We start from the raw sequence: 665 nt of genomic DNA on the forward strand, positions 1-665 counted from the left end.
AAATGGTGCCGGAGGTGGCGGTGGACCTGCCCTTGGACGAAGCGGAGGCCGTGGCGGTTGCGGCAGCACCGGTCGAGCCGGCCGGCGACGGCGCGGCCTTGCCGTGCTCAGGCGGCGGCCAGATGCCGCGGGGGCGCGACAGCATCACGCCGATCATGGCCAGCGCAATCAGCAGTTGACGCAGGATGGCGGCGTCCAGCCGGCCGCCCGTCATCTCCTGCAGCGGGCCCGCGACGTAGCGCAGGATCTCGGGCAGCGCCGACAGCGCCACCGCACCCAGGATCACGCCGGGGATGTGGCCGATGCCGCCCAGCACGATCATGGCCACGATCATCACGGACTCCATCAGCGAGAAGGATTCCGGCGAGATGAAGCCCTGGAAGGCGGCGAACATGGAGCCCGACACGCCGCCGAAGGTGGCACCCATCGCGAAGGCCAGGAGCTTCATGTTGCGCACGTTGATGCCCATGGCCTTGGCGGCGATGTCGTCTTCGCGGATGGCCATCCAGGCGCGGCCGATGCGGCTGTTTTCCAGGCGGTGGCAGATCACCACGGTCATGACGACCAGCGCCAGGAACAGGTAGTAGTACAGCGTCACCGGGGCGATCGTGAAATCGCCAATCGTCAACGGCTTGCCGAAGCTGAAGCCGAAGATGTGCATCGGA

General features: G+C 67.4%; 1 protein-coding gene. It reads right to left on the minus strand.

The features are described from left to right. Positions 1–665, minus strand: a 665-nt coding sequence (locus ALA01S_RS31315) for a branched-chain amino acid ABC transporter permease (protein WP_169806065.1), incomplete at both ends; no start/stop codon positions are given.

The sequence above is a fragment of the Azohydromonas lata NBRC 102462 genome (assembly GCF_001571085.1).
Classification (GTDB): domain Bacteria; phylum Pseudomonadota; class Gammaproteobacteria; order Burkholderiales; family Burkholderiaceae_C; genus Azohydromonas; species Azohydromonas lata.